We start from the raw sequence: 24816 nt of genomic DNA on the forward strand, positions 1-24816 counted from the left end.
TCCCCTTAAATTTTTATGTTCTAATTATACACATATAATGGTTCTACATTTTTAAAACCGTATAATTTGCATAACACTTCAAATATCTTTTTTTGCTAACAAAAGTCCAGCCACATTTATCAAATGAAAAAGGCCGCCAGGAATTATCCCAGCAACCTTAATTATGCTAAATATTTTGCGCGCAGCTTCTCGTAATCATCCTTGGAAAAACCTAATTCACGCTCAAAGAAGTGAGCGAAACTGCCCCAACCAGCGCGAATGGTTTGCGTAATGCCTAAAATTGCCGTTCCTTCGCCCTTGGTAACATTCATTTTGTTAACCATCTGCGTAATCTCATCATTTGACGGATATTGCTTGGCAATAGCAAAGTCATATAGGTTGTTCGTCAGTAGATAATCACGAGCAATTTGATCATCATCAACGCCTAAGGCCATTAAAATCAAGGCGGCCGTCATTCCGGTCCGGTCTTTTCCGGCACTGCAATGAAAGACCAAAGCTTGTTCATCAGGCAGCTCTAACAATTGCCGAAATACTTGGGCAAACATGGCCTGGCTGTGGCTATTTAACAACGTTCTTTGATAAATATCGCCCATGTAGTTTTCCCGCATATCTGGAATATGGTGGAAAAAGCGATACATTTTATTATCGCCCTTATTTTCCGCCTGCTTGTCAGAGTAGATCGGCAAATGCACATAAAATCGTCCTTGCCAATCCTTATCTGGCGCCATTCTCGTTTCATAACTGGAACGCAAATCACAATCAATCGTTATGTGGCGCTGCGTCAATTTTTCGGCATCATTCGCACTTAGCCGCGCAAGCGAATCAGCACGATAGATGCGGTTCCACTTTACCTCTTGCCCTTGACTATTTTTATAGCCGCCAAGATCACGAAAGTTCAAAGGGCCATCAAGGGCCAAAATCCGGTCCTGGGTCATCGTATGCCTGCTTTCTAACTAATAATTACCATGGGCAAAAACTTGGGTTGCAACAACCGCCCGCTTCCAGCCGGCGTACAACTCCTGGCGTTCTTCATTGCCCATCTTAGGGATAAATGACTTGCCCACCACAAAAATTTGCTTCAATTCGTCGGTGTCTTGCCAAAAGCCAGTTGCCAGACCAGCAAAAAAGGCTGCACCCAAGCCAGTCGTCTCCGCAATTTTAGTCCGTTCCAGCTTGATATTCAAAATATCTGCTTGGAATTGCATCAAGTAGTCGTTATTAGAAGCCCCACCGTCAACTCGCAAGGTAGGAATCTTAATACCGGCATCTAGCTGCATGGTATCAACCACATCCCTAGTCTGATAAGCCAATGATTGCAGCGTAGCCTTAATTAGGTCGCGGTCAGTTGTTCCACGTGTAACACCATAAATTGCTCCATGAGCTTCTGGATCCCAATACGGTGCTCCTAATCCCGTAAAAGCAGGAACTACATAGACTTCATTAGCAGATGTTGACTCAAGCGCTGCTTGTTCTGACTCCGCTGCCGTCTTAATCAGCTTCATTGAATCTCGCAGCCACTGGATGGCACTTCCGGCCACAAAAACTGAACCTTCTAGGGCATAGTTGACTTTACCGTTAATCGCATAACCAATCGTCGTCAGCAAATTATTGTTAGAATCAGTGGGTGTCTGCCCTGTATTCATCACAATGAACGAGCCCGTGCCATAGGTATTCTTTACCATACCAGGCTTTAAAGCTAACTGGCCAAAAAGAGCTGCTTGTTGGTCTCCGGCCATCCCGGAAATAGGCACTTTGGCTCCTAAAAAGGTATAGGATTCTGTTTCGCCATAAATTTCTGAGTTGGAACGAACTTCCGGCAGCATTGCTCGCGGGATGTTAAGCAAGTTTAAAATATCATCATCCCAGGCAAGCGTATGGATATTAAAGAGCATCGTTCGACTAGCGTTGGTGTAGTCGGTAACGTGCACCTTGCCATCAGTTAGTTTCCAAACCAGCCAGCTATCAATGGTGCCAAACAGCAGTTCACCTTTTTCGGCCCGTTCTTGCGCACCAGGTACCTGGTCCAAGATCCACCGTATTTTAGTAGCACTAAAGTAGGGGTCAATCAAAAGTCCAGTTTTTTTGCGGATCATTTCGCTATAGCCAGAACGTTTCAACTTTTCGGCTAGTTCTGTGGTTTGTCGCGACTGCCAGACCACCGCATTATAAATCGGTCGACCAGTCTGCTTGTCCCATACCACCGTTGTTTCCCGCTGATTGGCTATCCCAATGCCAACAATTTGATCTGGCCGAATTCCGGAATTAATAAAAGCAGTCGCAATCGTAGTCTGCACGGCATGCCAGATTTCACGAGCATCATGCTCTACCCAACCAGGAGTTGGAAAATATTGCGGAAATTCTTGTTGCGCTGAGGCAACAATTTTTCCCTGATGATCAAAAATTAGGGCTCTAGTTGAAGTCGTGCCCTCATCTATCGCCATGACGTATTTCTTCTTTGTCATGCCAAACCTTCCTTATCATAAGCGCTTTCCTATCAAGTTTAGGAAATTTAGACGAAATTTACAATATATATTGGCAGTTTAAGCTATACTTTTAGTAGTAGTAGATTTAGGGGAGGTTTATATATGAACAAACAAGCAATCGCAGTTACTATTGCTGGTAACGATTCTGACGGCAGTGCTGGCATGCCCGCCGACTTACACGCTTTTTACGGTCGCAACGTTTATGGGATGGGCTTAATGACCGCGGCTGTTGCCGGAAATTCGACCGGAATTTTTGCCCAACAAGTAATGCCAATTGATTTTATTGCCAAGCAATTTGAAGTTTTGGCTAAAGACTTTGATATTGGCGCCGTAAAAACAGGCATGTTGGCTAATAAGGCAGTCATTGACTGCGTAGCTGACAACTTAGCTAAATACGATTTTGGCAAGGTTGTGCTTGACCCGGTAATCATCACTAAACATGGCGCGATGCTGCTAGACGATGATGCCTATCAAACCTTCCTCGATCGCTTGCTGCCGCTAGCAGAAATTATCACGCCGAACTTTTTTGAACAAGAAAAACTTACCGGCATGAAGATGGACAGCGACAGTCAGATTATGGCTGGTGCTAAAAAATTGCAAGAGATGGGAGCCAAAAACGTGCTGATGAAAGGCAAGCACGGTACCGGCTCAAGCACCGTAAGAGACTACTTGCTGCTAGAAGATGGCAGCAGCCAGTGGCTGGAGAAGCCTTATGTGGATACTACGCACATCAACGGCACTGGCGACACGCTTTCAGCCGTTATTGCCGCTGAACTTGCCAAAGGCAATGAGCTTGCGCAAGCTGTTGCTATCGGAAAAGACTTTACCTATGAAGCAATTGCCCACCCAATTCCGGTTGGCTCAAAATTCGGGCCGATCAATCATTGGGTAGCTCAAAAAGCGGTAAAATAGCGGGCAGCGGGCTTTTGCGCTATACTTGTAAACAAGACTGAATAAGGATGAGAAGCAAAATGGCAGACAAGTTAATCAAAATAGCCTATTTATACGAAGACTTGATGAACACCTATGGTGATTCAGGAGACGTCAAAATCCTGCGTTTTTTATTACGTCGCGAAGGCTACGATGTCCAAGTAGATAATGTTTCATTAGGCGATGAATTTAATGCGGACGACTATGATTTCGTATTTTTTGGCGGTGGCCAGGACTTTGAACAAACGGTCGTAGCTAAAGATTTGCCGCGACACCGGGAAACTTTGAATAAATACATTCAAGCTGGCAACCCTATGTTAACGATTTGCGGGGGCTACCAACTAATGGGAACCTACTACAAGACCGTCTCTGGCACCACGATCAAGGGCTTGGATATTTTCCCATTGCACACGGTCTTTAAAGCTGACAAGCGGATGATCGGCGACACCCGCTATCAAACTGAATGGGGCGAAGTAAAGGCGTTTGAAAACCACTCTGGCCAAACTTACTTTGATAATACCGATATGCTGCACCCATTGGGCGAAATGATTGAGGGTTATGGCAATAATCCGCAAGACAAGGTTGAAGGGATGCGTTACCGTAATTTCATCGGTTCCTATTCCCATGGGCCACTTTTAAAAAATGTCAATGTTGCTAATGCCATTATGAAGCAGATCATTCAGCGACACAAAAAGCGGACTCAAGAAACTGCAAAAGCATAAGAAAACGAGGCTTTTAGGCCTCGTTTTTAAATTTCACTTAAAAGTTGAATTTGTCGCTGCTGTCTTTTGATTTTTCCGCTTTGCTCTAAATTCTTTAGACTCCGGGACAAGGTCTCTGGCGTCGTTCCCAAATATGAAGCCAGGTCCTTAAATTTCACGGTCAAGTTAAGCCGGCCGCTTGGTTGGGCCCGACTATTAAGGTATTCCAGCACCCGCTCTTCAATCGAGCTAATTGTTAACAGCTTCGCCTGCAAGCTTAGTTGCTGGTTTTGCTTAAAGGTTGCCTGTAGCAGCGCCATCGTAACGGCTGGGTGCTGCTCTAATAAACCAATAAAGTCATGATAGGTTATCAAGCAGACATCGGCGTCACTTTCTGCTTCCGCAAAAAAGTCATTGGCACCAGCCGCAAACAACCCGGCTTCCCCAGCATAGTCTCCTGTCCCTAGCAACTTTTGAAAATGTTCGCTGCCATCAGCCGATAGCCGATATAGTTTTACCTTGCCCTCTTCAACAATCAGCAAACTTCCTTCGGCCTCAGGCCCTAGCACTTGTTCTCCGCGCTCAAAATGCCGATGACGAATTAATCCTTCTATTTGCGCCTGGATTGGCAAAGCTAGAGTTTTAAACAGCGGAACTTTGGTGACACATAACTGATTAAGCTGGGGCATGATTATTTCCTTTCTAATTATTTTTCTTTATTTTAGCTAAAACTGCTAAAAAATAAATTGATTTTGATCAAGATTTTTTTAACTAAAAATTGATCAGCCTCAATTTCAAAAAGTGCAAAGCCCCCTAAGCTTAGGTCATAACGATTTTTACGAAAGGAACAATAATTATGACCAAACTTTTGACATTCATGCAGCGTCATGCAAACTCCCTGCTGCTTGCCATGACAATTTTGCTGCCGTTAGGCTTTGCTGGAAAGTTCTGGCACCTCCCGCTAGTCTTTGATGGGACGATGCTGGTAGTTACCCTGCTTGGCGGACTTCCCCTAATCCTGCGAGCCAGCGAAGCTCTAAAGTACAAAACAATCGGGATTGAACTCTTAATTTCCCTGGCGATCCTGGGAGCCCTCTTCATTCACGAATATGAAGAAGCTGGCATGGTTGTCTGGCTGTTTTCACTAGGCGAATTTTTAGAAAAACGCACGCTCAACCAAACCCGGAAGGCCATTAAGGATCTCGTCGCGCTCACTCCGCAAACTGCTATGAAAATTACCGACCAAGCGACTGGCAGCTATGAAGAAGTCGATATTGATGAGGTGGCTCCTGGCGATCTGCTCTTAGCCAAAAATGGTGCCAAAATCCCAGTTGATGGTTTAGTGGTTAGCGGGGATGCCTTTGTCAACGAAGCAAATATTACGGGAGAATACCAACCCAAACATAAAACTCACAACAGCAAGGTTTTCGCCGGTACGCTGGTTGCTAGCGGTACGCTCACGATCCAAGCAGAAAAAGTAGGCGAAGATTCAACTTTCGGCAAGTTATTAGAATTAGTCGAAGAAGCTCAAGACAGCAAAACGCAAACCCAAAAAACCATTGACAAATTTGCCCAATACTATACCCCTTTGGTTCTCCTGCTTGCTTTAATCTTGGGCTTGTTAACCAAAAATCTCAGCCTGGCAATTACCGTGCTGGTCTTAGGCTGCCCCGGCGCCTTAGTGATCGGCGTGCCGGTTTCAACGGTGGCGGGCGTAGGTTCAGCAGCCCGGCGCGGAATTGTTGTTAAAGGCGGCGGCGTCTTAGAAAAAGCTACGCAGATTGACACCTTGGTCTTTGATAAAACCGGGACTATTACAACCGGTCAGGCCAAGGTTACCCAGGTCCAAAATTTCTCCGCTGGTCAATCCGAAGCGCTAAAAATTTTGGCTAGTGTCGAAAATCAATCTGACCACCCTTTAGCTAAAGCAATTAAGGCTTTTTATCAAGAAGATACCTTCTATCCGGTGACAGAAAGCACTACTATTAACGGCTTAGGCATTAAGGCGGTGGTTAATGGCCAGCAGGTGCTCGTCGGCAACGAACGGCTGCTTCAGCAATATCATATTGCTACTACTGGACTGGCGCTGCCAGAAGCGGCTTCACATGTCTTATTGGCAGTTGACGGCAAACTGCAGCTGGGAGTGGCAATCAGTGATTCCCTGCGGCCCAATTTAGCTCATGATTTAAAAAAGCTACAAGACTACAAGTTAATCATGCTTTCCGGCGACAAAACGGCAAATGTCGTTCAAATGACCCAGGGGCTTGGTTTTACCGACGTTCGGGGCAATATGCTGCCAGAAGATAAGGCTAACTACCTTAAACAGCTTCAGCAGCAAGGCCATCATGTCGCTTTTATCGGAGATGGAGTCAACGACAGTGTGGCCATGGCTAACAGTGATCTGGCAATTGCCATGGGGAGCGGCTCTGACACGGTAATCGATTTAGCCGATATGATTTTAGTTAAGTCTGACATTGCCCAACTAGCAACGGCCTTAACTTTTGCTCGGCGCACCGTCAACAATATGAAGCAAAACATTGCCTTAGCCCTGCTCACGGTTTTGCTGCTGTTCATCGGCTTGTTCACCGGCTTTATTTATATGGCCAGTGGCATGCTGGTTCATGAATTAAGCATTTTGCTCGTTATTTTCAACGGGATGCGTCTTTTAAAAATTAAGGCAAATTGATTGCAATCAATTTTTTCTAAGCGGACCTATTCAATAATATGCTCAAGGAGGAAATTATTATGAAACAAGCAACTATTCAATTGGGTACCTTAACTTGCCCATCTTGCATGCAAAAAATTCAAAATGCCGTTAAACAATTAGATGGCATTCAGGATGTTAAAGTATTATTCAACTCTGGAAAGGTAAAAGCCAATTACGATGATCAAAAATTAGCTACGGAAACAATTGCAAACACCATTAGTCAATTAGGCTATGAGGTAAAAAAGACTTCAGTAAAGGAGGCCAATTAATGAGTGAGTTAACACCATACCAAGCTGAACAAGCTAGAAGCGAGCGCGAGCATCACAAGCCAACTGCTGGTGCGATGATCGGCCACATTACCTCCAATCTCGTCATTCACGCCTTTAAAATTGAGCAGGCTCGCTTATTTGCCAAAGGCGTCTACTCGAGCTTTTTACAAGACCAGGGGAAAAGTTGGTTAAAGCAAGAATTGGCCTTTATTGACCAGCTGAACCAAGCCTTATTGGCTGAAGATGACCTCATCCCTACCACCAGCAGTGCTTTTCAAGAATTTAGCATGTTAACCGAGGATGCAGCTAACAAATATCACAACAGTGACGACCAGCTGTTTGATTTGATCAAGGATTTCGACACGCAGCTGTTGTTTATTAAAAAGGCGATTGCTCTTGCAGAACAAGAACAACATTACGGTCAGATTTTGGTGCTCGAAAAATTATACGCTTGGATTAAGGAACAAATTGCCCTAGGTCAGCATTTTCTTAATCACGAAATTACTAGCGGTCTATATCAAGAAGACTAAAAAAGCGAGGCTTTTAGGCCTCGTTTTTGATTGTTCATTTTCGGCTGGTTGGCAGCGGCTTTTTCTTCGGCATAATATTTAAGGCAAGCACTGCCACAACCACCATCACTGATCCTAACCAGTCAAGCGGCGTCAATTGCAAACCGAAAACCAGCACCGAGCCAATCGTCGCCGACAGTGGTTCAAAGGCGTCCAACATGCTGGCTACGCTGGGCTTTATGTAACGCAGCGAGGAAGCCATCAATTGAAATGGAATAATCGTTCCAATTAAAATTACGCTAAGAACGCATCCCCACACCATCGGGGTATTGGGAACTTTGGGCACATGCGGATGCATAATGCTTAAAGCAATCCCGGAAAACAACATTCCCCACCCAGTTACCAAAAGACTAGAATATTTTTTGATGACTTTGATCGGCAATAAAGTATTGTTGGCTTCACCAATCGCCGATAAAATTCCCCAAAACAGCACTATTGGGGTGATTGCCAGTTGGTCCATCCGACCATGCGTTGATAGCAAGGCTACCCCTAAAAAAGCGACAATGCTTGCAATAATATCGAGCCGCCGAATTACTTGCTTTTTCGTCACTCCTAAATAGGCAATCACAAAGAAGGGACCAAGAAATTGCAAAATCGTCGCAATCGAAGCATTGGACAGCTGCACTGCAATAAAATAGCAGGCTTGGACTGGCAAGAGGCCAAAAATTCCGTAAGCCACGATCTGCCACAGGTCTTGCTTATTTTTCAAAATCTTTAACGGCTGCAGGCCACGCATCCCTGCAATGGCTAGCATTACTAGTCCACTAACCAGCATTCGGACTTGCGACAGCCAGATGGCGTCAGCTTGCGGAGCTGCTTCAAACAGGGCTTTGCCAAATAGTCCGGAAATTCCCCACATAATGCATGAGCCGGCAGCTAACAGGGCCCATAAGCGTTGTTTAGTCATTTAATCATCCCTACACATAAAGTCTGATTTATTATAGCAAAAAAGCTGCCCGCTTTGAGGCAGCTTTTTGCTTAATCTAAGCCACAGGCGTGGAAAATTTCGTCCACATGCCGCAAGTGATAATGATAGTCAAAAGCATCATCAACATCGGCTTGAGAAAGGTAATTCATAATCTCGCTTTGTTCAACCAACGGCTTGAATTGCAGATGTTCGTTCCAAGACTTGGCAGTCAATTTTTGTACCATATCATAAGCCTTTTCCCGTGATAAGCCGGCTTCATCAATCAGTTTGAGCAATAGGCGTTGGCTGTAAATCAAGCCATAAGTCTTGTTCATATTTTCCTTCATGGTTTCGGGGAAAACATCTAAAGTGCTCAAGATATTCTTGAAGCGATGCAGCATGTAGTCAATGCCTTCAGTTGAATCCGGCAAAATAATCCGTTCAGCACTGGAGTGGGAAATATCGCGTTCATGCCATAAAGCTACATCTTCGTAAGCCGTCAGCATCTGTCCGCGCAAAACTCGCGCCATGCCGCAAAGGTTTTCTGAACCAATCGGGTTACGCTTATGCGGCATTGCACTCGACCCCTTTTGGCCTGGACGGAAGTGTTCTTCAACTTCATGAATTTCGCTGCGTTGCAAACCGCGAATTTCAGTTGCCCAGTTTTCAATGCTGGTAGCAATCAAGGCCAGCATGGCCAAGTATTCCGCATGCAGATCCCGTGGCAAAACCTGACTAGTTACCGGCTGCTGGGTTAAGCCCAATTCTTGTAAAACACTGGTTTCAACAGCTGGCGGAACGTTGGCAAAAGTACCGGTAGCCCCAGAAATTTTGCCGCTTTCTACTCCTTGAGCCGCATGTTCAAAACGGTCGATGTCCCGCTTAATTTCGGCATACCAGCGGGCAAGCTTCAAGCCAAAAGTGGTTGGTTCTGCCTGTACCCCGTGCGTCCGGCCCATCATCACCGTGTTCATGTACTTCAAGGCTTTTTCTTTGATGACGTCTTTTAATTCATGCAAGTCTTGACGAATGATTTCATCGGCTTGTTTTAGCAGGTAGCCTTGAGCCGTATCAACAACATCAGTTGAAGTCAGACCATAGTGGATCCACTTTTTCTCTTCGCCCAAACTCTCAGAAACGGTCCGGGTAAAAGCAACTACATCGTGGTGGGTAACGGCTTCTAATTCATGGCAGCGGTCAACCGTAAAACTAGCTTTTTCTTCAATTTTAGCCAAATCGTCGTCCGGCACTTCACCCAGCTTGTTCCAGGCACGCGTTGCCGCAATTTCAACCTTCAGCCAAGCTTCATACTTATTCTGGTCAGTCCAAATTTTACCCATTTCTGGGCGAGTGTAGCGATCAATCATTTTTTACAGCTCCCATGGATTCTTTAAAACAATCGTTTGTTCTCTGTCAGGCCCAACAGATACCGTCACAAGTGGCGTCTTGGTTACTTCTTCAACCCGCTTCAGGAACTTGTGGGCATTTTCTGGCAAATCTTCCCAAGTCTTAGCTTGGCTGATATCTTCACCCCAAGCAGGCAATTCTTCATATACTGGCTTGCAGCGGTACAATTCCTTCAAGCTTGCTGGGTAGTAGTCGATTTCCTTGCCGTCAAGTTCATAAGCAGTACAAATCTTGATCGTGTCAAAACCGCTGAATACATCCAAGATGTTCAAACTCAAAGCATTGATCCCAGCAACCCGCTTAGCGTGACGGAAGGCAACTGAGTCAAACCAGCCAACCCGCCGCGGACGACCGGTAACCGTTCCATATTCATGAGCAGTTTCACGAATTCGGTCACCAACTTCATCCTTCAATTCAGTTGGGAAAGGACCGGCACCAACTCTGGTCGTGTATGACTTAATGACCCCAATCACGGTGCGCAAACGGTTGGCACCCATGCCGATCCCGCTGGCAATCCCGCCGGAAATGGTATTAGATGAAGTAACAAATGGATAAGTCCCTTCATCAATATCCAACATAATTCCTTGAGCCCCTTCAAACAGGACTTTATCGCCATTATCGATAGCATCATTAATTAACACGGAAGTATCAGTTACATACTGCTTCAGTTCTTGACCATATTGGTAGTATTTTTCAAAAATGTCTTCGAACTTTAATGGTTCCTTACCGTAAACCTTGGTGAACAACTGGTTCTTTTCTTCCAAGTTGAACCGTAATTTTTCTTCAAAAGTGTCTTTTTCAAGCAAGTCGCACATTCTAATCCCAATTCGCGAAGCCTTGTCCATGTATGTTGGACCGATCCCGTTCTTGGTAGTGCCGACTTTGTTCTTGCCTTTAGTTTCTTCTTGGTAAACGTCTTGCAAAATGTTGTAAGGCATGATGATGTGGGCCCGGTTAGAAATCTTCAAATCACTGGTGTCAATCCCGTTGGCCTTTAAATTCTTCAATTCTGCTAAAAGCACTTCCGGATTGATAACTACCCCGTTACCAATAACTGCACCCTTCTTAGCGGCAAAAATACCTGATGGCGTCAACCGCATCTTGAAGCTCTTGCCGTCAAAATCGATCGTGTGGCCGGCATTATTGCCCCCGTTTGACCGAACGGCATAATCTGCTTCTTGGCTCAGGTAGTCGGTAATTTTACCTTTTCCTTCATCGCCCCACTGGCTGCCTACAACTGCTACAACTGTCATATTGTTCACCTCATATAAAGTTCCATATTATTTCCGTCACACATTTTAGCAATACCCAGAATATTAGTCAATAAAATTCCGAATTATAGTTTTTACTAAGTTTTTTATAGTTCGCTTTTTTCTTGACAACGCTCTTTGACTTGCGTATAGTTGTTTCCGTTAGAAATTGCCCGGAAGGAGTTCCAAAATGAGTAATTATTTTAGTATGGAAGCATTCGACTACGATGATATCCAATTAGTCCCGAGCAAAGGAATTATCAAAAGCCGGCGGGATGCGGATACCAGCATCAAATTTGGAAGCCGAACATTTAAAATCCCTGTTGTTCCAGCTAATATGGAAAGCGTCATTAACGAAGACCTAGCTGTTTGGCTGGCAGAAAATGGCTATTATTACGTGATGCACCGTTTTCAACCGGAAAAACGGTTTGATTTTATTAAACGCATGCACGATAAAGGCTTATTTGCCTCAATTTCAGTTGGTATCAAGGACAGCGAATATCAATTTATTGATCAACTGGCGGAAAGTCAAAATATTCCTGAATACATTACCATTGACGTTGCTCATGGTCACTCGATCTACGTTATCAAGATGATCAAGTACATCAAAGAAAAATTGCCTGAATCATTTTTAACCGCCGGCAACATCGCTACTCCAGAAGCCGTTCGCGAGCTAGAAAATGCCGGTGCCGATGCCACCAAAGTTGGCGTTGGACCCGGCAAGGCCTGCATCACCAAGCTAAAAACCGGTTTTGGGACTGGCGGCTGGCAGTTAGCTGCTTTAAGAATGTGCAGCAAGGTTGCCAGCAAGCCATTAATTGCGGACGGCGGAATTCGCCACAATGGCGATATTGCCAAATCAGTCCGGTTTGGTGCCAGCATGGTCATGATTGGGTCAATGCTTGCAGGGCATGAGGAATCTCCTGGCCACATCATCAAAATTGACGGCAAGAACTACAAACAATACTGGGGCAGTGCCAGCGAGGTCCAAAAAGGCGCTTACCGCAACGTTGAAGGCAAGCAAATGTTAGTACCCTATCGTGGCTCCATCAAGGATACGCTGGTTGAAATGCAGGAAGACTTGCAATCATCTATCTCCTATGCTGGTGGACGGGATCTGAATTCTATCCGCAAGGTCGACTACGTAATTGTCAAAAACACGATCATGAACGGCGACTACTAATTTTTTTAAATTTATCACTCAAAAAATAGCAAAACTATGTTATACTGATTGAGTTGATGAATTGCACCCTTAGCGCAACTGGATAGAGTGTCTGACTACGAATCAGAAGGTTGTAGGTTCGACTCCTACAGGGTGCACATTCCGGGAAGTGGCTCAGTTTGGTAGAGCACCTGGTTTGGGACCAGGGGGTCGCAGGTTCAAATCCTGTCTTCCCGATTGCGTACGTCTCTCCTAGTGAGAGACGTTTTTATTTTCCCTCAGACTTTTTACAAATTTTTACTTGCATTTTTTGGAAAAAGCTTATATTATTATCTCAAACGATTAAAAAGCTATGAAAAAGACGAGTAAATAAGTTACCTCTTGCAGTGAACCGACGATGGTGTGAAGTCGGTAGACCCTGGCTTATTGAAAAACACTTTGAGCAGCTCGCCGAACGGCAATCAGCCTAGTAAGCAGAGACGTCTCCGGTACGTTACCACGCCGGTGGGGCATGATAGTGCTCCATTAAGTTGGTCTGCAAATGCAGACAATGTGGGTGGTACCGCGGAAAAAGCCTTTCGTCCCTATCTTTCAGGGAGCGAAGGGCTTTTCTTTTCTCCCAAATATATTTAAGGAGGAAGCGCGATGACGCTAATTATACCCAAGGATTACCGCCCAAGCCTGTCAGTCCGTGATACCGAAGCTGCAATTGCTTTTATCCGGGAGACTTTTCAAGCTTATTTAGCTGACGAATTGCATTTGCAGCGGATGTCAGCACCAATGTTTGTCGAAAAGGCAACAGGGTTGAACGACAACCTAAATGGGGTTGAACGTCCGGTAGCTTTTGATATGAAAGCTATGCCAGACAACGAAATTGAAGTTGTTCACTCACTGGCCAAATGGAAACGGTGGGCTTTGAAACACTACGAATTTGGCATGCATGAAGGCCTTTACACCAACATGAACGCCATTCGACGGGACGAAGATTTAGATAACTTCCACTCAATCTACGTTGACCAATGGGACTGGGAAAAGGTCATCAGAAAAGAAGACCGCACCCTAGATTACCTGCAGGCCACAGTAGCACATATTTATAAGGCAATTAAAAAGACTGAAAAAGCCGTAACTAAGCTCTACCCCGGCTCAGCATACCGTTTGCCAGCCGACGTTCACTTTATTACGACCCAAGAATTAGAAGACCGCTGGCCAGAATTATCCCCAGCTGAACGCGAAAGCAAGATTTGCGAAGAAGAACGGGCCGTTTTCATCATGAAAATCGGCGATAAATTGAAACGCAGTGGCAAGCCGCATGATGGCCGGGCACCAGACTATGACGACTGGCAACTCAACGGCGACCTGCTCTTCTGGTACGAACCGCTGCACACCAGCTTGGAGATTTCCAGCATGGGAATCCGGGTTAGTCCAGAATCATTAAAAGAACAGCTTGCTAAAGCTCACTGCGAAGATCGCGCGAAATTGCCATTCCACCAGGCATTGTTAGCCGGCGAATTACCATTTTCAATCGGTGGCGGGATTGGCCAATCACGTCTTTGCATGTTGTTGTTAGGCAAGGCTCACATCGGTGAAGTGCAAGCCAGCGTTTGGCCTAAAGATATGGTAGAAACCTGCAAGGAGGCTGGAATCAAGTTACTTTAAAATTTTCCACATAGTTTTACTCAAAGAAATATAAAATACTGTTTTTTAATACTGTTAATACTTAAAATACTATACTTATTGTTACTAAAAAGAGACCTGTATCGGTCTCTTTTTTTGCGTTATTCTTTGGTGTACTTCTTTTTCGCAAAAATCTTAAGTATACTAAAGATTTTTGGAAAAAAACGAGAAATATGAAGTATACTAAAGATTTTTGGAAAAGACCGAGAATTTTCTCCACTTACCGGTTGGGTATAGAAAAATAGTCGTTACTAATAATTGGGATGATGTCGGCAGCATTGATGGAATTAAAGTTGTGCATCTAGTTGATTTTTTAACCAGATAATTTATTACCAGACAAAAAGAGACCTGTATCGGTCTCTTTTTTTGCGTTATTCTTTGGTGTACTTCTTTACTGTCGGCATTACTTTCGTAGCTAACAATTCAATATTTTCCTTTACTTGATCTAATGGTACCCCACCAAAATCAATCTCAGCAACAAATCTTTGGTGGTGGTACATCTCGTATTGGAAGAGGATCTTATCAATAACTTCCTCAGGACTACCAATCATCATACTCTGTTCCTTGCCAACGCTATGGTCAAAGACAATCCGTGGAAATTCCTCGCCACGAACCGCACTCCAGCCAGCATTAAGGTAAGGGTACATTTTATCCATAGCCGTTTTAGTGTCTTTTCCAAGCCCCATCAGACCAGCGATAGTTAGCGGAAAATCAGCAGGATCATAACCTGATTTTTCCAAACCTAACCGCCAACCTTTGACACCTGGATAAAAGTACTTGCTTGGTCCTGAAAGGGTCGTCAACATCATCGGAATACCGTCCAACCCTGCCTTAATTGCAGATTCATCGGGACCGCCAACGGCACGCCATACTGGTAAATGTCCACCCTTTGGCTGCGGGATAATTTCAGCTTCCCGCAAATCTGCCCTAAATTTGCCTGACCAATTAATCTTTTCACCTGGCTTAGCTTCATTGAGCAGCTTTAAGAGGTGCATTTTTACTTCGAACAGCTCCTCATAATCATTGACGCTGTAACCCATCAAATCGTAAACCCCGGTTCTCGAACCGCGTCCGGCAGCAATTTCTGCTCGGCCATCGGAAAGCAGATCCAAGGTCGCATATTCTTCGTAAACCCGCACGGGATCATTGGTTGACAATACACTAACGGCAGAAGTTAGCTTAATGTTCTTCGTTTGCGCTGCAATTGCTCCTAAAATTACTTGGTTAGCTTGCCCAGTAAAGTATTCCTGGTGAGATTCACCAACACCAAAGACATCCAGCCCTGCTTGATCAGCAAATTTAGCAGCTTCGACGATTTCATTGATTCGTTCTTGGTTGGACAAACGTCTGCCAGTCTTGGGATCAGCGACATGGTCAGCTAAGGTGTACAAGCCAATTTCCATACCTTTTGAAGTATCAATACGGTAGTTTTCTTTCATCGCTTTGTTCATAGGTAAGCCTCCTAATCTTGAAAAAAGTTCATCTATTTCTATAATCAAGATTATATCCTGCTTACTTTTAGTAAGCAATTATTTTGAACAAAATAAAGGTATTTAAATCCTATTTCGTTTTAAGTGATTTAGAATTAAATGTAGGATATTTATAGTACAAGGATGGGTCTCATGTCAGTTATTGGAATTATTATGATCATTGTCTCCGGTATAATGTTGTCTTTGAAAAGAATGCGGCAAAACAACATTTTACTTTACTCCTCTATATTTGTATTAATAATAGGACTTACCCTATTAATCATATCTTTGATTACTTTTACTAATATGTAACAAAAAAGCCGAGATTTCGACCAATGCCATTAAGTTAAGACATTGACAAATCTGTCGACACTTTTTAAGACATTTATCGAATTGTTTTATTCGGTAAGTGTCTTTTCTCCTCTGTCTAAGGGGCGTAAGATAAAATATCGGCGCCAAATACAACAAGCCATTCTCCCATATTTAGAATTAGCTTAATCAGGTCAACGGTATTGAGCTTGCGACAACGGGTAAAAGCCTTATCCCAAGTAGAGAAAGCATGAATATTAGTGGCAATTTTATTGATAATACGCCCTTTCTAAAATTATTTGAAAGACCTGGAAATTTAAACAGATGAAGTGAGAAGTGGCATTTTCTTCTCACTTTTTATTTTAGAAAGAAAAAGACCGAATCAAAATAATTCGGTTCGTAAAGTCCAACCTTCGTCAATGTCTTAACTTAATGACATTGCCCTCAGTGGAATTCTGCTTTTTAACGATTGCGTATTTTGCTTACCAGTTAGGTTAAAATTTATGCAATAAGTCTGCGCCTGCTGGAGTAGCTAAGAATATTGCAGCCATAATAAAAATCACTCCGACAATAATCAAAAAAATTCGATAGTTTTTATTAGACTTAATTCCGGCAGCAAGTATTCCAATCCCGATAATTAAAGTAAAAATCATCAAAAAGAAACTCATTTTTCCTCCCCAATTTCTAAAACATGCGAGTTCGCCAACTTTAAAATTCTATCATGTTGCTTAGCAACATTGGAGTCGTGGGTCACCGTTAAGACAGTTTTTCCGTTTGCAATTAGTTTTTTGAATAACTGTAAAATAATATTTGCATTATCCTGATCCAGCGCGCCCGTTGGCTCATCTGCCAAAATCAACTCTGGATCGTTAATCAACGCCCTGGCCGCAACGACACGTTGTTTTTGACCGCCAGATAGAGTATTAGGTTTTTCATCAAGCAGATCATAAATTCCAAGATTTTTGGTTAAATTAACCAATCGTGTTTGAAAATCTACGTTTTCCCTTTCTTTTTTCGATAAATAAACAGTCGGTAGCAGAATATTCTCACGAACTGTCATCCGATCAATCAACAACGGCTCCTGTAAAATAAATCCTAGCTTGGTATTTCGATAATGAGCCTGCTCTTTTTCACTCAAATCAGCAACATTAGTATCAAATAGCAACACTTGACCGGTGTAATCACTATCAAGCAACCCAATAATGTTCAAAATAGTCGTTTTTCCTTCTCCTGAAGCACCAATTAACGCTGTCATAGTGCCGGCTTCTAAGGAAAAAGCAACATCTTCAAGGATAGTACGCTTATACTTTTTTCCAAGTTTTTCAATCGTTACAACACTCATTTTTCGGACATCCTCAACAATAAAGGTTCCTTATTAAACCTATAAATTAAAATTACGGAGATCAATACCAGAAATACGAAAATAAAAATAAAGCAGATCAATAAAGAAATTCCTTCAATTCCAGGTAGCGGTGAAGATAACATCAACCTGGAATCTTGCTGAACCGCACCACTAGTCAGCATTCTTGAATACGCCAAAGAATACAATGAGACTGGAATCATGATGACTATTGTCAGGATAAATTGATACAAAATAGCTGCAGTATAAATTTGAGTTGGTCGCATACCTAAAGAAACTCTAAGCGCAATATTCTGTCTCTCTTCTTCCAAACTCTTCCATAAATTAACAGATATCATCCAAGAAGAAATAAAGAAAATTATCAAACTAAAAATCAGCAAAGAGGTGCTTCTCTTTGTATAACTAGTATAAAATTCTTCAAGATTATTTTTAGCAGAATAAAACTTCACATTAGCAAAAGAACGTTTAGCTAAGTATTTTTGTATTTTCTTAACATTGGCTAACGACGTTCTGTAAACTAATAGATCTTGCAGACCAGAATATAATTCGACTGCATTAAAGGTCTTTTTATCAGAACTTCTAAGTGGCCTAATAATTGCATTATTGAAATAAGTATAGCTATCAGGTTCATAAATTGAGGCGATCTTATTGTTTTTCGCTAAAATCCCTATTACTTTTATTTTTTCATTTTTACCTGTACCTGAGTTATAAATCTTATAAGTTTTGCCTACATGTGCAAATCTGTGTAAATTTGGACCCACTAAAACTGGAATTGGTGCGTAGCCATTATTTTTAAAACTTGTCTTTGTAAAATTGTGCCCTTTACCAATTTTTATGTTGTAAAAATTAAAAAAATCTTCATTCACCGTATGAATGCTATATTCAGCTGTTCCCAAATTGGCATTCATAACAATATGCATTGAATAACTATAATTGCTATCTAAATACTTTATAAAAGACCTGGCTATTTCATCTGATTTCTTGGCATTTTTTATATTCTGATCCGTCATCTTTTCCGGCGTCTGATCATTACCTACGAAGGCAGTCTTAGCCACAAGAGACCTCAATTCTGTTCTTCCCTGAAATGCATATAAATTTGAACGCACTAAGGTATATGAAATAAAGGTATATGAGATTAGGGTCAATGCGGTCAGCAACGTTAAAAGTACGCGCTTAGCAAAGATATTTTTTATAAATTCAAAGTACATCCTTACCCCTTATGCTATAAGCATCCAACAAACAATACCAAAGAAGCATCACTATAGTACGAACTATTTGTATTGTAAGCTGAATTATTGATAGAGTATTTTTTTCTAAAAGTACAAGTAAACAAAAGGCAACCACATCAGCTAAAACTATGAGCCCCAGGGACTGCATTCTAATCTGCTTGCTTGTAGATCCAATAAAAAATCTTATTTTTCGTTCTTTTTTGGTTTGCATGAAAAAATGATATATCCAAAGAAGTGACATCAAATCAGTGAATAATAATATAAACACTGCAAAAAAATGATTTTCTTGAAGAGTATTAAAATACCTATCTAAATAAGCCGACGACTCATATCCTCGGTAAGGCCTAATACAAATTCCCCACAGAAATTGGTTAACAAGTTCGATTAGTTCTATCTCAATAAAGTTCTTCCAGGAAATAAATCTTTTTGACATACTTTTTTGCTATTACTTAAAACTATAACTAAATTTAGTCTTAGGAGCGTTCCGATGCTCAAATGTTGTTGCTAATACATTTGAAGCTGGGATTAAACTAATTGTTATCACAACTATGACAGCCATTTTTTAAAAAAATATTCATAAATATCCTCCAGAAAGTAATAATTATTTTTATTATAAAGCTAACATTTAATCTGTCAACGATTTTTTAAATTTACTTTTAACATAAAAGACTCTAATAATATTTTTTGCAATTGCTTCTTTCAGCTTATCAAAGGTAAGAAAGCTAAGTTTTTTTACAGCTAAGCTTATCCAAATTGAATGTTTGCAACGCTTCGCTAGTCCTATGAGAAATCAAGAAAAATTCACCTATAAGATAATATCATCAAAGAAAAAAGAATCGCATAGAGTTTTACCTCTAACCGATTCTCAGTAGATATTCATAATCAAGATAATTTGACAACGAGCCATCTCAAGCCAGCCGCTGGTTCACTTCCGCTAATAGCAGCAAGAAAATCAAAACCAGTAGATTCTGGACTAACACACCGCCACCAAAGGCAATCTGGCTGAAAAAGCCCACTGCAATCAATAAGATAAATGCTGAAAACATAGCAAGAAACGTCTTCGTGATCAGCGTATGGCTGCTGTAGGTCAAATACAGTTCAACCAATAGCATCACGATCCCGATAACATGGCCGATGATGGTCGGAACAAAGTCATTCCAACCCATTTCCTTTGCTGAATTGATATAATCTGATAAATTCAAACCCATCACTATCAGCAAAAATAGGATAGCAATCGTCAACAGTCCCCTAAGTACATATTTACAAATTTTCATTATGATATCCTCCCTCTAATAGTTTGTGATCTTATAGGCATAAGATGGATGAAACGATTTAGAAAAATAATTCATCATATTATGTTGTCGAAGCCAAAATACCTTTGCTAGTTATTATTATTCCTCGTTTTTACAGCGCTTTCAACAATTGCTCATTTTTCAAAAACTATCTTTCTACTGAAATGCTAAAATAATACTTTCATCTTCTTATAGTCCAAAATTTCCTTGCCTAAAATGGCCACGATCTCATCCGGATCCTCTTTCTTGCCACCACTAATCCAAGCCGACAAAGTTCCGATCAAGATGCTAATCCGCATTGATAGGAAGTAAGATCGTTCAACTGGACTGATTTCATCATTGTAGTAGCCCTTTTCCTGCATATATTCAACCACCATTGGTGAAGCCCGGTTAAAGGATTTATAGATGATATCGACCCGGTTAATTGAAATTAGAATTTCAAAAACTTCCGAATTGTTATACCAGTAGTTGAAAATAAACCGGACAAAGCCTAAATATTCCATTTTTTCAGGATTGTGCGGCAAGTCAATATAGCGCTTAAGTACGTCAGAAAAGCTGTCATCACTCTTCCAGGTCAGAATATCAATCAATTCGTCAAAGTTGCGATAAAACGTACTCCGACCGACTTGGGCTTCATTAGTCAGCTGGCTAATGCTGATATTTTCCATATTGTAGCCCTTTTTTAGTAAGCGCGAGAGGCCTTGATAAAGTTCCTCTGCAGATCTTTTAGCTCTTTTGTCTTCTTTGATATGGTACATTTGTATCACCTTTTGTTTCTTATTGTACTTATTTTTTATGAAACTATTGTACCACATAGTCAGCAATGATACATTAGTACCATAAAGTTGTGAAACAAATAACCCATAAGTATGACACGAAAGGATTTACTAATATGACTGAAGAAAAGACTCAAAGAAGAGGCATCTTGCATGACGCTAACGGTAAAGAAATCAGTGTTCCGTTAAGAAACGTTCTGCCTACTACGGCTAAGCGGGTTCGTTATCCAGGATTTAAACCAGGGACTGAACTCTTGAAGAAGGGTACGGTCCGTATGCCAGGCTACGCTCCACTGCCAGTTGACATTGTCTTTGAACGTGATGTTCCAATTAAGTTATCAAACGGCAATACAATCTACACCGACGTCTTCCGGCCAAACGACGACAAGGAACACCCAGCCATCATGACCATGAGCCCTTACGGTAAGGAAATCGGTGGCCAATGGTTAGACGATGTGAAGTTCCGGGCCGGTGTAAAAAAGAATCAAACTACGGGTTTGCACAAGTTCGAAGGTGCTGACCCTGGTTACTGGGTTCAATACGGCTACGCCATTGTTAACCCAGACTTGCAGGGTGCCAACAAGTCAGAAGGCTTTATCCACTTCTTTGGTAATGACTATGGCCGTGAAGGTGCCGAAATCATTGAATGGATTGCCGACCAAAAGTGGAGCAACCAAGCTGTCGGAATGAGCGGTAACTCATGGTTAGCTATTTCTCAATGGTTCGTTGCCGCCCAACATCCAAAGCACTTGAAGGCTATTGCTCCTTGGGAAGGCCTCAACAACGCCATGAACGAAGTTGGTACCCACGGCGGTGTACCAACAGCTGAATTCGTTGAAATCTTGACTGATACTTTTGCATCTGACACTGACGGTGTTGAAGACGACATCGCTGCTATGCAGGAACACCCATTAATGGATGACTACTGGAAAGACAAGATAGTGCCTCTGGAAGAAATCGACACTCCGGCTTACATCGTGGCCAGTTACACCAACTTCATCCACACTTACGGTACGTTTGAAGGCTGGCGCCGGATTTCATCCAAGGACAAGTGGCTCAGAGTTCACGACATCCAAGAATGGCCTGACTACTACACCAAGGAAAACGAAGACGACCTGCGCAAGTTCTTCGACTACTACTTGAAGGGTGAGACTGACAACGGTTGGCAAGATACGCCAAAGGTTCGCCTGTCAGTCTTGAACCCAGGTGGCAAGAACATCATCAACCGGGAAGAAAACGAATTCCCATTGGCACGGACTAAGTACACCCGTTTGTACTTAAACGATGAAAACCGAAAGCTGCAACTTGAACCTGTCGCCAAGGAAAACGTCTTAACTTACAACTCAGACGATCCAAAGAAGCGCTCAGTTACCTTCAAGTACCGCTTCCCAGAAAAGACTGAAATTACCGGCTACATCAAACTTCGTTTGTGGGTATCAGCACTCGATGCCGACGACATGGATCTGCATGTCACAATGAGCAAGCTTAACCCATTAGGCTTTAAGTACCCTAGCGTTTCAGGCATGGAACCAGTCGCTAACGGCTACATGCGCGTTTCAATGCGTGAATTGGATGAAGAAAACAGCACCGAATGGAACCCGAAGCAAACGCTTGAAAAGTCAGAAAAATTGCAACCGGGCGAAATTGTGCCAATTGACATTTCAATCTGGCCGATGGGAATGATCTTCGGCAAGGGCGATATGCTTGAATTGAAGGTTGAAGCCCACAAGATCGGCTCCATGAAGGATGCTCCATTTGCTTCAATGTTCGGCTCAGCTAAATTGGAAGTTCCAGCTTTGGATGAAAACTACACTTACGATCCAAAGACCGAACACCCGAAGATGGTTGAACTCGGCGGGGACAGTGAAGAAGTATCAAGCGACGGTGAATACAACATCGAACACCGGATGCCGAAGGACGTCAACAAGGGCCGTCACGCAATCTACGCCGGCGGCAAATACGACAGCTACCTGTTAGTTCCAGTCATTCCTCCAAAAGACTAATTAAACTTAAACCTATTTTCCTAATCTAAACACATCTATTTCAATAAGCTCCAGCAACACAAAAAGCAGAACTCCTCAGTGGAATTCTGCTTTTTCCTATGTATTTAATTAGCTCTTATCTGGTTTCCCGCTTAGCTAGCCATGCCATAATCAAAGGCAGGACCACAAAGCCAAAAGCCATCATCGCAATTGCATACCAGTTAACGCCAACGACTTTTCCGTTGGAAATCAACCCAAATTGACTCTTCCAATCATAATTGATCAGTAAAAATACGGTTAACACAATCGAAAGAATTGGGAAGATGACGTCAGTTACTAAGTTCCTCTCAGCAGGCAATAACTCTGCTTGACTCTTGCCTTTGTAGAAAAACATAACTGCGATCGGCACCACGATAAAGCCTAAGAACCGAATCATGGCACTCAAAGTAATCAAGTTGGTCATGTTGTACTGGAAGGCCATTGGGATTAACACTGCCAGCAAAACCGAAATGACAAAAGTCCGGGCTGGGAAGTTGTTCTTAGTCCGCTGGGTCAACCATTTAGACATTTGACCTTCATTAGCCATTGCTTCCAAGATCCGTGGTGCGTTGAAGCTGGATGCAACGTTGATCCCAAACATTGAAACCAGCGCCCCAACCAAAATCAAATTCTTCAAAAAGCGGTTATTAAAGATAGCAGCCACGGCAACTACTTCTTTAGTAGTCATCAGAGCCTTCGGATTTAACAGCATTGCCACGGCTACAACGCCAATGTAAATTACGGCAATGATCAGCATGGATAGCGGAATCGCCCGCGGCAGGTTCTTTTCCGGATTCTTCATGTCTTCAGCCCCAGAAGCTATTGCTTCAAAGCCGGTGAAGGCATAAAAAGCTGAGACAATCGCCATGACGAAGGTACTAGTAGTCAAAGCTGGAACAACTGCCTTGCCACCAACTCTAACGCTATCTACACTACTGATAGTGTGCCCTGGCTGAGTAACTGTTAAGATAGTTGCCCCCGCCACGATAACTAGCACTAACGCTGCCAATTTACCGACAGTTGCGATGTTCATGACGTACTTAACGACTTTTTGCCCAAAAACATTTACTAAGGTCAATAGTGCCATTAATACCAAAAAGCCGATCGTGGTCGTAAGGGCGTTATTAGCATCCCCGCCAAAAATTGAAATGGTGGACTTAATAACTCCGACAGCCATTACGCCCCAAGCCACACTGGCTGAGAAGTAACGCAAAACCCCCATGTAAAAGCCGACTTTTGGTCCAAATGCAGCTTTGGAGTAGGCATAAGCTGCTCCGGATTTATTGACATACTTGGCAGCAGATGCAAAAGTTACCGCTAAAATCGTGGCAAAAATAGCGGCAATCAGGTAAACCACTAGGGCTTTGGAACCAACTTGCTGGACCACGCTGCCTGGCGTCAGGAAAATCCCTGACCCAATGATGGCATTGACCCCGAACAACACAATTGAGCCAAAGCCTAACTTATCATTATCATTTTCTGCTGTATTATTCATTGATAATTACCTTCTCTGAATTTACTTATTGCTTAATCGTTATTTACTACAAATTTGAATAAGTTATTCATGAAGGCAACTTGTTGATTGCGGTGCAGCATTTCTGGATGCCATTGCACTGCTAAAACATTTCCAGCTTCGTTTTCTAACCCTTCAACTACGCCGTCATCAGCCTTAGCTACTGCCTTTAAGTCAGGTGCAACATCTTTAATCAGCTGGTGGTGGAAGGAATTAACCATAAACCGCGTCTTGCCTAAGACCTTAGCCAATTTTGAATCAGCTGCCACACTCATCTGGTGGGTTGGCAAGTCAGGCGTGTGCCCCTGCATGTGCTTATAGGTTAATTCTTTGCGGTAAGAAATGTCTTGATACAAGCTGCCGCCATGCGCAACATTAATTATCTGTGCGCCCCGACAGACTCCCAGTACCGGGATACCCTTTTCTTCTGCCAGTTTTAGCAGCTTCATATCAAATTGATCACGAGCTGGCCAGATGGTCCCGATCTTCGGCAACAGTTCCTCACCGTATAGATGGGGATCAACATCATGCCCACCGGACAAGATTAAACCTTGAATTTGGTCGATCTGCCCGCTAATGACTTCGTCATCTTCAGTAAACGGAATGATAAAAGGTACTCCGCCGTTTTGAACAACCGAATCAACATAATCTTCATTGACATAGCTGCGACGGTAGCCTGGAAAAATCCCGCCATTATCAATAATGACAGAGCCAGAAATTCCAATTATTGGTTTAGTCATGCGTGCCCCTTTCTAGTACTTACTTCCTTTAAGTTAGTAAAAAGTGTT

The 24816-nt window shown here is 42.6% G+C and carries 22 protein-coding genes, 2 tRNA genes and 1 other annotated feature; of the genes, 10 read left to right on the forward strand and 14 right to left on the reverse strand.

The genetic code is table 11. The features are described from left to right. Positions 1-161: 161 nt before the first annotated feature. Positions 162-935, reverse strand: coding sequence for a tyrosine-protein phosphatase (locus KI210_RS01650; protein ID WP_212780153.1), 774 nt, complete (start codon positions 933-935; stop codon positions 162-164). A gap of 18 nt (positions 936-953) precedes the next feature. Further along, a complete protein-coding gene (glpK, locus tag KI210_RS01655) occupies positions 954-2462 on the reverse strand; it encodes a glycerol kinase GlpK (protein ID WP_212780154.1) in 1509 nt (502 codons plus the stop codon). 123 nt (positions 2463-2585) lie between these two features. On the opposite strand from glpK, the gene thiD reads away from it, so the two are divergent. Beyond that, positions 2586-3395, forward strand: a complete 810-nt coding sequence (gene thiD, locus KI210_RS01660; RefSeq protein ID WP_212780155.1) for a bifunctional hydroxymethylpyrimidine kinase/phosphomethylpyrimidine kinase — start codon at positions 2586-2588, stop codon at positions 3393-3395. Between the two features lie 59 nt (positions 3396-3454). Further along, the gene (locus KI210_RS01665; protein WP_212780156.1) at positions 3455-4135 is read left to right on the forward strand and encodes a type 1 glutamine amidotransferase; all 681 of its coding nucleotides are present in this window, start codon (positions 3455-3457) and stop codon (positions 4133-4135) included. A gap of 26 nt (positions 4136-4161) precedes the next feature. Here the strand turns inward: KI210_RS01665 and KI210_RS01670 are convergent, their stop codons facing one another. Beyond that, positions 4162-4803, reverse strand: a complete 642-nt coding sequence (locus KI210_RS01670) for a Crp/Fnr family transcriptional regulator (RefSeq protein WP_212780157.1) — start codon at positions 4801-4803, stop codon at positions 4162-4164. Positions 4804-4970: 167 nt separating this feature from the next. On the opposite strand from KI210_RS01670, the gene KI210_RS01675 reads away from it, so the two are divergent. Genes KI210_RS01675 through KI210_RS01685 form a run of 3 tightly spaced genes read left to right on the forward strand, consistent with a single transcriptional unit; the run spans position 4971 to position 7620 of the window. After that, entirely contained in the window at positions 4971-6800 is a 1830-nt protein-coding gene (locus KI210_RS01675; protein ID WP_212780158.1) for a heavy metal translocating P-type ATPase, read from the forward strand. Between the two features lie 59 nt (positions 6801-6859). Then, a complete protein-coding gene (locus KI210_RS01680; protein ID WP_212780159.1) occupies positions 6860-7090 on the forward strand; it encodes a heavy-metal-associated domain-containing protein in 231 nt (76 codons plus the stop codon). Then, positions 7090-7620, forward strand: coding sequence for a ferritin family protein (locus KI210_RS01685; protein ID WP_212780160.1), 531 nt, complete (start codon positions 7090-7092; stop codon positions 7618-7620). The genes KI210_RS01680 and KI210_RS01685 overlap by 1 nt, the downstream gene beginning before the upstream one ends. A gap of 34 nt (positions 7621-7654) precedes the next feature. Here the strand turns inward: KI210_RS01685 and KI210_RS01690 are convergent, their stop codons facing one another. The 3 genes from KI210_RS01690 to KI210_RS01700 all read right to left on the reverse strand — a co-directional run bounded on the left by KI210_RS01690 (position 7655) and on the right by KI210_RS01700 (position 11226). Next, entirely contained in the window at positions 7655-8566 is a 912-nt protein-coding gene (locus KI210_RS01690) for a DMT family transporter (RefSeq protein ID WP_212780161.1), read from the reverse strand. Positions 8567-8637: 71 nt separating this feature from the next. Next, positions 8638-9933 carry an adenylosuccinate lyase gene (gene purB / locus KI210_RS01695; protein WP_212780162.1) on the reverse strand — a complete coding sequence of 432 codons (1296 nt, stop codon included), beginning with the start codon at positions 9931-9933 and terminating at the stop codon, positions 8638-8640. 3 nt (positions 9934-9936) lie between these two features. Next, positions 9937-11226, reverse strand: a complete 1290-nt coding sequence (locus KI210_RS01700; protein ID WP_212780163.1) for an adenylosuccinate synthase — start codon at positions 11224-11226, stop codon at positions 9937-9939. Positions 11227-11413: 187 nt separating this feature from the next. On the opposite strand from KI210_RS01700, the gene KI210_RS01705 reads away from it, so the two are divergent. From KI210_RS01705 to asnA, 4 genes are all read left to right on the forward strand, one after another. Continuing rightward, the gene (locus KI210_RS01705) at positions 11414-12406 is read left to right on the forward strand and encodes a GMP reductase (protein ID WP_212780164.1); all 993 of its coding nucleotides are present in this window, start codon (positions 11414-11416) and stop codon (positions 12404-12406) included. A gap of 63 nt (positions 12407-12469) precedes the next feature. Next, a tRNA-Arg gene (locus KI210_RS01710) sits at positions 12470-12543 on the forward strand. A gap of 5 nt (positions 12544-12548) precedes the next feature. Further along, positions 12549-12622 (forward strand) — tRNA-Pro (locus tag KI210_RS01715). A 106-nt stretch (positions 12623-12728) separates the two neighbouring features. Beyond that, positions 12729-12974, forward strand: a binding site (T-box leader). Positions 12975-13030: 56 nt separating this feature from the next. After that, positions 13031-14041 (forward strand): aspartate--ammonia ligase, encoded by a 1011-nt coding sequence (gene asnA, locus KI210_RS01720; RefSeq protein ID WP_212780165.1) that lies wholly within the window; start codon positions 13031-13033, stop codon positions 14039-14041. Between the two features lie 389 nt (positions 14042-14430). On the opposite strand, the gene KI210_RS01725 is transcribed toward asnA, so the two are convergent. The 6 genes from KI210_RS01725 to KI210_RS01750 all read right to left on the reverse strand — a co-directional run bounded on the left by KI210_RS01725 (position 14431) and on the right by KI210_RS01750 (position 20386). Beyond that, entirely contained in the window at positions 14431-15510 is a 1080-nt protein-coding gene (locus KI210_RS01725) for an LLM class flavin-dependent oxidoreductase (RefSeq protein ID WP_212780166.1), read from the reverse strand. Between the two features lie 821 nt (positions 15511-16331). Further along, on the reverse strand, positions 16332-16505 hold the full coding sequence (locus KI210_RS01730) for a hypothetical protein (protein ID WP_212780167.1): 174 nt from the start codon (positions 16503-16505) through the stop codon (positions 16332-16334). Further along, the gene (locus KI210_RS01735) at positions 16502-17179 is read right to left on the reverse strand and encodes an ABC transporter ATP-binding protein (RefSeq protein WP_212780168.1); all 678 of its coding nucleotides are present in this window, start codon (positions 17177-17179) and stop codon (positions 16502-16504) included. Before KI210_RS01735 ends, KI210_RS01730 begins: the two co-directional genes overlap by 4 nt. Further along, positions 17176-18405 (reverse strand): FtsX-like permease family protein, encoded by a 1230-nt coding sequence (locus tag KI210_RS01740; RefSeq protein ID WP_212780169.1) that lies wholly within the window; start codon positions 18403-18405, stop codon positions 17176-17178. Before KI210_RS01740 ends, KI210_RS01735 begins: the two co-directional genes overlap by 4 nt. Positions 18406-19334: 929 nt before the next feature. Then, on the reverse strand, positions 19335-19700 hold the full coding sequence (locus KI210_RS01745) for a hypothetical protein (RefSeq protein WP_212780170.1): 366 nt from the start codon (positions 19698-19700) through the stop codon (positions 19335-19337). 185 nt (positions 19701-19885) lie between these two features. After that, on the reverse strand, positions 19886-20386 hold the full coding sequence (locus KI210_RS01750; RefSeq protein WP_212780171.1) for a TetR-like C-terminal domain-containing protein: 501 nt from the start codon (positions 20384-20386) through the stop codon (positions 19886-19888). Positions 20387-20610: 224 nt separating this feature from the next. On the opposite strand from KI210_RS01750, the gene KI210_RS01755 reads away from it, so the two are divergent. Continuing rightward, a complete protein-coding gene (locus KI210_RS01755) occupies positions 20611-22497 on the forward strand; it encodes a CocE/NonD family hydrolase (protein WP_212780172.1) in 1887 nt (628 codons plus the stop codon). A 115-nt stretch (positions 22498-22612) separates the two neighbouring features. On the opposite strand, the gene KI210_RS01760 is transcribed toward KI210_RS01755, so the two are convergent. Continuing rightward, positions 22613-24010, reverse strand: coding sequence for an APC family permease (locus tag KI210_RS01760; protein ID WP_212780173.1), 1398 nt, complete (start codon positions 24008-24010; stop codon positions 22613-22615). A 32-nt stretch (positions 24011-24042) separates the two neighbouring features. Further along, positions 24043-24768 (reverse strand): gamma-glutamyl-gamma-aminobutyrate hydrolase family protein, encoded by a 726-nt coding sequence (locus KI210_RS01765; RefSeq protein WP_212780174.1) that lies wholly within the window; start codon positions 24766-24768, stop codon positions 24043-24045. Positions 24769-24816 lie beyond the last annotated feature (48 nt).

The organism is Lactobacillus corticis, assembly GCF_018327645.1.
In the GTDB taxonomy this organism is placed as follows: Bacteria; Bacillota; Bacilli; order Lactobacillales; family Lactobacillaceae; genus Lactobacillus; species Lactobacillus corticis.

Coding starts and splice junctions, on each gene's coding strand:
- KI210_RS01650 (WP_212780153.1), bottom strand. CDS start 935: ATGACCCAGGACCGGATTTTGGCCCTTGATGGCCCTTTGAACTTTCGT.
- glpK (WP_212780154.1), bottom strand. CDS start 2,462: ATGACAAAGAAGAAATACGTCATGGCGATAGATGAGGGCACGACTTCA.
- thiD (WP_212780155.1), top strand. CDS start 2,586: ATGAACAAACAAGCAATCGCAGTTACTATTGCTGGTAACGATTCTGAC.
- KI210_RS01665 (WP_212780156.1), top strand. CDS start 3,455: ATGGCAGACAAGTTAATCAAAATAGCCTATTTATACGAAGACTTGATG.
- KI210_RS01670 (WP_212780157.1), bottom strand. CDS start 4,803: ATGCCCCAGCTTAATCAGTTATGTGTCACCAAAGTTCCGCTGTTTAAA.
- KI210_RS01675 (WP_212780158.1), top strand. CDS start 4,971: ATGACCAAACTTTTGACATTCATGCAGCGTCATGCAAACTCCCTGCTG.
- KI210_RS01680 (WP_212780159.1), top strand. CDS start 6,860: ATGAAACAAGCAACTATTCAATTGGGTACCTTAACTTGCCCATCTTGC.
- KI210_RS01685 (WP_212780160.1), top strand. CDS start 7,090: ATGAGTGAGTTAACACCATACCAAGCTGAACAAGCTAGAAGCGAGCGC.
- KI210_RS01690 (WP_212780161.1), bottom strand. CDS start 8,566: ATGACTAAACAACGCTTATGGGCCCTGTTAGCTGCCGGCTCATGCATT.
- purB (WP_212780162.1), bottom strand. CDS start 9,933: ATGATTGATCGCTACACTCGCCCAGAAATGGGTAAAATTTGGACTGAC.
- KI210_RS01700 (WP_212780163.1), bottom strand. CDS start 11,226: ATGACAGTTGTAGCAGTTGTAGGCAGCCAGTGGGGCGATGAAGGAAAA.
- KI210_RS01705 (WP_212780164.1), top strand. CDS start 11,414: ATGAGTAATTATTTTAGTATGGAAGCATTCGACTACGATGATATCCAA.
- asnA (WP_212780165.1), top strand. CDS start 13,031: ATGACGCTAATTATACCCAAGGATTACCGCCCAAGCCTGTCAGTCCGT.
- KI210_RS01725 (WP_212780166.1), bottom strand. CDS start 15,510: ATGAACAAAGCGATGAAAGAAAACTACCGTATTGATACTTCAAAAGGT.
- KI210_RS01730 (WP_212780167.1), bottom strand. CDS start 16,505: ATGAGTTTCTTTTTGATGATTTTTACTTTAATTATCGGGATTGGAATA.
- KI210_RS01735 (WP_212780168.1), bottom strand. CDS start 17,179: ATGAGTGTTGTAACGATTGAAAAACTTGGAAAAAAGTATAAGCGTACT.
- KI210_RS01740 (WP_212780169.1), bottom strand. CDS start 18,405: ATGTACTTTGAATTTATAAAAAATATCTTTGCTAAGCGCGTACTTTTA.
- KI210_RS01745 (WP_212780170.1), bottom strand. CDS start 19,700: ATGAAAATTTGTAAATATGTACTTAGGGGACTGTTGACGATTGCTATC.
- KI210_RS01750 (WP_212780171.1), bottom strand. CDS start 20,386: ATGGAAAATATCAGCATTAGCCAGCTGACTAATGAAGCCCAAGTCGGT.
- KI210_RS01755 (WP_212780172.1), top strand. CDS start 20,611: ATGACTGAAGAAAAGACTCAAAGAAGAGGCATCTTGCATGACGCTAAC.
- KI210_RS01760 (WP_212780173.1), bottom strand. CDS start 24,010: ATGAATAATACAGCAGAAAATGATAATGATAAGTTAGGCTTTGGCTCA.
- KI210_RS01765 (WP_212780174.1), bottom strand. CDS start 24,768: ATGACTAAACCAATAATTGGAATTTCTGGCTCTGTCATTATTGATAAT.